The organism is Kitasatospora sp. NPDC056783 (assembly GCF_042789895.1).
In the GTDB taxonomy this organism is placed as follows: Bacteria; Actinomycetota; Actinomycetes; order Streptomycetales; family Streptomycetaceae; genus Kitasatospora.
Map to the genome: position 1 here is coordinate 1 of NZ_JBHUAF010000493.1, position 5,212 is coordinate 5,212.

Sequence of the window (5,212 nt, forward strand, 5' to 3'; positions counted from 1 at the left end):
GTGCGGATCACCCGCACCGGCCCTCGCCGTCCGCCGACCGCGCCTTACGCGTTCGGCACCGTCGCGTACTTCGGGGTGCCCTCGGCCATCTGCCGCAGGGCGTCCTTGCGGTCCCGCTTCGACAGCTTGTCGATGTAGAGGGTGCCGTAGAGGTGGTCGGTCTCGTGCTGGAGGCAGCGGGCGAAGAAGCCGGTGCCCTCGACCTGGATCGGCTTGCCGTCCTTGTCGACGCCGGTGACCGAGGCGTAGTCCGGGCGGGCCAGCTCGGCGTAGGCGGTGGGGACGGAGAGGCAGCCCTCGTTGCCGTCGTCGAGGACCCGGCGGCGGTCGGCCGGGTACTCCTCCAGCTTCGGGTTGATCACGTGGCCGATGTGGCGCACGCCCTCGTCGTCCGGGCAGTCGTAGACGAAGACCTTGAGGTCGACGCCGATCTGGTTGGCGGCGAGGCCGACGCCCTCGGCGGCGTACATGGACTGGAACATGTCGTCGATCAGCGCGGACAGCTCGCCGTCGAAGGCGGTGACGTCCTTGACCTCGCAGTGCAGCACCGGGTTGCCGACGACGGTGATCGGGCGGGCGGTGCCCTTGCTGAGGTCGGGCTCCTCACCGATCACCTTCACGGGCGTCTCGGGCGCCGTCCCCTCCACATCGTGCTCGTGATCGTGCTCGTGCTGCTCCGCCATGTCTTCCGCTTCCATTCGATCTACGCGTTACCTCACCAGGGTACTCAGCACACTTCTTCGAGATCCCGGTAAGCCCGGGTTCCCGGGGCCGCCGCGACCCAGCGGTCCAGCAGGGTGCGCACCAGGTGGGCCGGGGCGGCGATCCCGCACTCGCGTTCGACCAGCCAGGACATCCCGGCCGCGCCGCCCTGGCTGAGGTGGCTGAGGTGCCCGGGGTGGGCGGCGTCCCCGTCGTCGTGCGGGTCGTGGTGGGCGGCGACGCCGTCGTCGGAGGCCATCCGGCTCTCCGAGCAGGCCCGGCACAGCAGCCGCACGGAGGAGGTCCAGTCCTCGGCGGCGTAGCCGGCGTCGGCGACCAGCCGCTCCAGCGCGTCCCGGTCCCCGGCGGTGGCGGCCTGGAGCAGCACCACATAGGTCGGCACCGGGGAGGGCGCCCACAGCTCGATCTCGTCGAACACCGGGTAGGCGACGCCGTCGGTGACCCGCTCGCCGTGCGGGGCGCCGTCGTGCAGCACCACCTCGCCCCAGCGGCGGCCGGAGGAGGGCAGCGGAATGGACAGCACCTCGATCCGGGCCGGGTCCAGCCGCCGGCCCCAGACCACCTCGGACTCGCCGTCCGGGGAGAGCCGCACCGGGGTGGTGCCGAGGTCCAGGCTGACCGGGCCGTCCTGCTGCGTGCCGGGGCCGCCGGGCAGCTTCAGCCCGTACGCCTGCCAGGCGCGGCGGGCCAGCGGCCAGTCCTGGAGGGCGGTGGCGGTGATGCCGAGGTTCCACCAGTCCGGGGCGCCGTGCTCGCGGTCCAGCAGGGCGACGGCGCGCAGGCCGGCCGAGCGGGCCTGCTCCCAGTCCCGGCGGAACTTGTGCAGCAGCGCGAGGTTGAACCAGGAGTCGGAGAGCCACGGCTCCAGGTCGGCGGCCATCACCAGCAGCGCGCCGGCGTCCTCGTAGCGGCCGTCGCCGATCAGCGTGAAGGCCCGGTCGGTCGTCTGCCGCCAGGTGGCGGACGGCCGGTGCCGTGCCCGGTGGAAGATCCTCACGTTCGTCCCTGCCGTCGTCGTCCGCTCAAGTCCCGTGCCACCGCGCCCGTACCGCCTCGGTGAGGTACGGAGCCCGGTGCCCCGGGTCGGTGTTCCACGCTACGACCGCATCCAACCACGCCCGCCCCCGCCCGCGCTCCCCACCGCCGAGGTTGGGGCCCGCCCCTCCCCAGCCTGCCCGCCCGATCGCGCCCTCTCAACCCCTGGTGGCCGGAACCCGGTCCTCCCGGCCCCTCGCACCCCGATCTCCCAGAGGTCCCGGCCGCGCCGACCGTCCCCCGCACCCGGCCGCCGGCTCAGCCCCGGGCCGGCCCGCCGACCCTGGCCAGGGCGTCCACCACGCGGGCGTCGTAGACCCGGCCGCGGCCCAGCCGCAGCGCCTCCAGCGCCTCCAGCCGCCCGACCGCCTCGCCGACGCCCCGGCCACGGGCCGCCGTGAGCAGGTCGTCGTGGGCGTTGGCGACCCGGATGATCCGGGACGCCAGCGGCACCGGGCCCTCGCCGGGGGCGGGGGCGGCGCAGGGGTCGGCCAGCCGGGCGACCTGCTCGGCGACCTGCCGGGGCACCCCGGTGCGGCTGATCACCTCGCTGCCCAGCCGGGCGATCCGCTGCTGCTCGGCGCAGGGCAGCAGCGCGGTGGCGCCGTCCGGCACCGGCTCGACCAGGGACAGCTGGCCGACGTCGTGCATCAGCGCGGCGTACTCCAACAGAGCGAGCTCGCGGGTTCCCAGCCCCAGCTCGCGTCCCAGCGCGCACGCCGTGTCCGCGACCCGGCGCGCGTGCCCGTGCGGGGTGTAGCCGGCCACCTCGGTGGCCCGGGCGAGGCTGGCGATGGTCTGTCCGGTGGTGGCCCGGACCGCGGCAGCCCGCCGGAAGGACACCTGGGCGAGCAGCAGCGGGGTGCAGAACAGCGGCAGCGCCCAGAGCCCGACCTCACCGGCCGCGAGGCTGACCAGCATCCCGGTGGCGACGATCGCCGAGCCGATGCCGAACAGCGAGCGCAGTTCGTCCTCCAGCGCCGCCGGGAACCGCGGCCCGCCGACGGAGCGCCGCAGCAGCGCCGCGAGGGTCGCGTCGCAGAGCGCGGCCAGCGCGGCGACGGCGGTCAGGAACGCCCCGTAGCCCGGGCCCTGCGGCGAGAAGCGGTCGACCATGCCGCCGTTGTAGAGCGGCTGGAAGACGGCGGCCGCGAAACCGACGGCGAGCAGTCGGCGGGCGGCGGCGTCGCGGCGGGCCGGGTCGGCCCAGGGCGGACGGTACGGGCGCTCCTCGCGGGCGCCCGGCAGGACGCGGCACGGCAGGACGAGGCGGGCGAGCCCGCCCAGCAGCAGGCCGGCCCCGGTCACCGCGACCACCTGGAGCGTGCCGTGCGCGGTCGGCACCCCGCGCAGCGGACCGAGCAGGGCGTACGCCAGCGCGCCGGCCGCGCCGATGGGTGCCTGTTCCCGATCGCCCGGAAGGGTGATCCGGACGCACTCGCCGAGCGCGATCAGCGTGGTGAAGGCCAGTGCGACGCCGGGCTGCGGGAGCCCGCGCACCGCGACCGCGCCCAGCGCGAGCGCCAGCAGCGCGGCGGCGGCCGCGTGCACCGCGCGCGCGTTGCGCCCGCAGGGCGTGCGGCCGAAGGCCACACGCCCCAGCCATTCCCCGCCGGAAACCGCACCGCCGGAAACCGCACCGCCGGGAACCGAGCCACCGGAAACCGCACCGCCGGGGAGCCCGCCACCAGGAAGCCCGCCACCGGACGCCACGTTCCCCGACGCCGTCCGGCCGGAGGCCGCGCGCCAGGCCGCCCTCACGGCTGCCCGGCCGTGGGAACGCTCCCGCCCTGGGGCGGCACCCGGCCCGGCGCCGCCCGGACCGGCTCGGGCACCCCGAGCGGGATGTCCGGCACCGCCTCGATGGAGTCCTCGGAGTGCACCACCGGCTGCCAGTCGTGCTCGGCCAGCGCGTCGATCAGCGCCCGCACCATCACCGGGTCGAACTGGCTGCCCGAACAGCGCTCCAGTTCGGCCACCGCCTCGCCGACCGGACGGCCGCGCCGGTAGGAGCGGGTGGAGGTCATCGAGTCGAAGGCGTCGGCGACCGAGATGATCCGGGCGAACTCGGGGATCCGGTCGCCGGTCAGCCCGCTCGGGTAGCCCCGGCCGTCCATCCGCTCGTGGTGGTGCAGGATCCCGGTGTGCGCCTCGCGCAGGAAGTCGATCCCGCGGACCAGCTCGTACCCGTACACCGGGTGGATCTCCACCGCCCGGCGCTCCGCCTCGGTCAGGGGACCGTTTCTGCGCAGCAGCTCGGTGGCCACCCCCAGTTTGCCGACGTCATGGAGGATTCCGGCGAAGCGCAGGGTGCGCAGCCGCTCCGCCTCCATGCCGAGTTGAGTGGCGATCAGCACCGAGGCCCGGCCGACCCGCTCGCTGTGGCCCCGGGTGTACGAGTCCTTGATCTCCACGGCCTGCACCAGCGACTGCACGGTGGCCTGGTGGGCGTCCCGCTCACGCTGGCCCTGGGCGAACACCCAGGCGGAGATGGACAGCGGCAGCAGCGCCAGCAGCGCCGCGAACGCGCCGTACGGGCCCTGCCAGAGCACCGCGACCATCAGCCCGCCGGCCGCGTGCACCAGCACCGGCAGCCCGCACACCGAGTGCGCCCCGCGCAGCAGCACCACCGCCCGGCGGCCCTCGCTGAGCATCAGCATGACGCCCACCACCGCCCCGTTGACCAGGCAGAACACCGCGACGGCGGCGAACCCGGGCAGCAGCGCCGCCGGGAATCGGGAGCCCAGCAGCAGCTGGGGGCCGCGCAGCAGGTGGAAGGCGGCCGAGGAGGCGAAGGCGCACAGCCCGAGCTGGGAGCCGTTGAACAGCTGCCGCGGGCGGCAGCCGCGCCCGCTCGGTCCGCCGAGCAGCGCGGCCGGGGCGGCGACCAGGGCGGCGGCGGCCGGCGGGAGCATCAGCACCCCGGCGAACAGCACCGGGAAGAAGGCGTTCACCCCGGGCCGGGCGGGCGCCCGCTCGGGCAGCGCCGGACGGCCCAGCAGCCGACGCACCAGCACCAGGCAGGGCGTGGGCAACCCCTGGGCCAGTGACTCCCAGCACGCGTGCAGGAAGGCCAGCAGCCCGACCTTGGGCCAGTCCACCGGTGCACCGAGCCAGCGCGGCACCCCGGGGACGGCCGCGGCGGGCAGCAGCGGCACCAGGCAGCACAGCGCCACGACCGGGACGGCCACCAGGTAGCGTGCCGCCCCTCGCGGCAGGGTCGAGCCTCCACAGTCGGTAGCGATCTCGACCTCCCCGCCGTACGGACCCCGTGTTGCCTCAGCGCGTCGGGCGGACCGACGGTGAGTGTCCGTCAGGAGAATAGGCCGCCGCCCTGGCGTGGGGACGCATGATCCCGCAATGGCGCAGTTGGCGCACCGCCAACTCACTCGGACGAGTGAGGGCGCATGTGCGCAGAACGGGAGCGGCCCCGGGAGCGTACGCTCCCGGGGCC

At 75.4% G+C, this 5,212-nt stretch carries 4 protein-coding genes; all 4 read right to left on the reverse strand.

Annotated elements, in window-relative coordinates:
- Positions 1–44 precede the first annotated feature (44 nt).
- Positions 45–683 carry a peptide deformylase gene (def, locus tag ACFRMQ_RS37705; RefSeq protein WP_380735385.1) on the reverse strand — a complete coding sequence of 213 codons (639 nt, stop codon included), beginning with the start codon at positions 681–683 and terminating at the stop codon, positions 45–47.
- Between the two features lie 44 nt (positions 684–727).
- Positions 728–1,720: a tetratricopeptide repeat protein gene (locus ACFRMQ_RS37710; protein WP_380704351.1), complete on the reverse strand. Its 993-nt coding sequence runs from the start codon at positions 1,718–1,720 to the stop codon at positions 728–730.
- Positions 1,721–2,016: 296 nt separating this feature from the next.
- Positions 2,017–3,351, reverse strand: a complete 1,335-nt coding sequence (locus tag ACFRMQ_RS37715) for an HD-GYP domain-containing protein (protein WP_380735387.1) — start codon at positions 3,349–3,351, stop codon at positions 2,017–2,019.
- 164 nt (positions 3,352–3,515) lie between these two features.
- Positions 3,516–4,949, reverse strand: a complete 1,434-nt coding sequence (locus ACFRMQ_RS37720) for an HD-GYP domain-containing protein (protein WP_380735388.1) — start codon at positions 4,947–4,949, stop codon at positions 3,516–3,518.
- Positions 4,950–5,212 lie beyond the last annotated feature (263 nt).

Coding starts and splice junctions, on each gene's coding strand:
- def (WP_380735385.1), bottom strand. CDS start 683: ATGGCGGAGCAGCACGAGCACGATCACGAGCACGATGTGGAGGGGACG.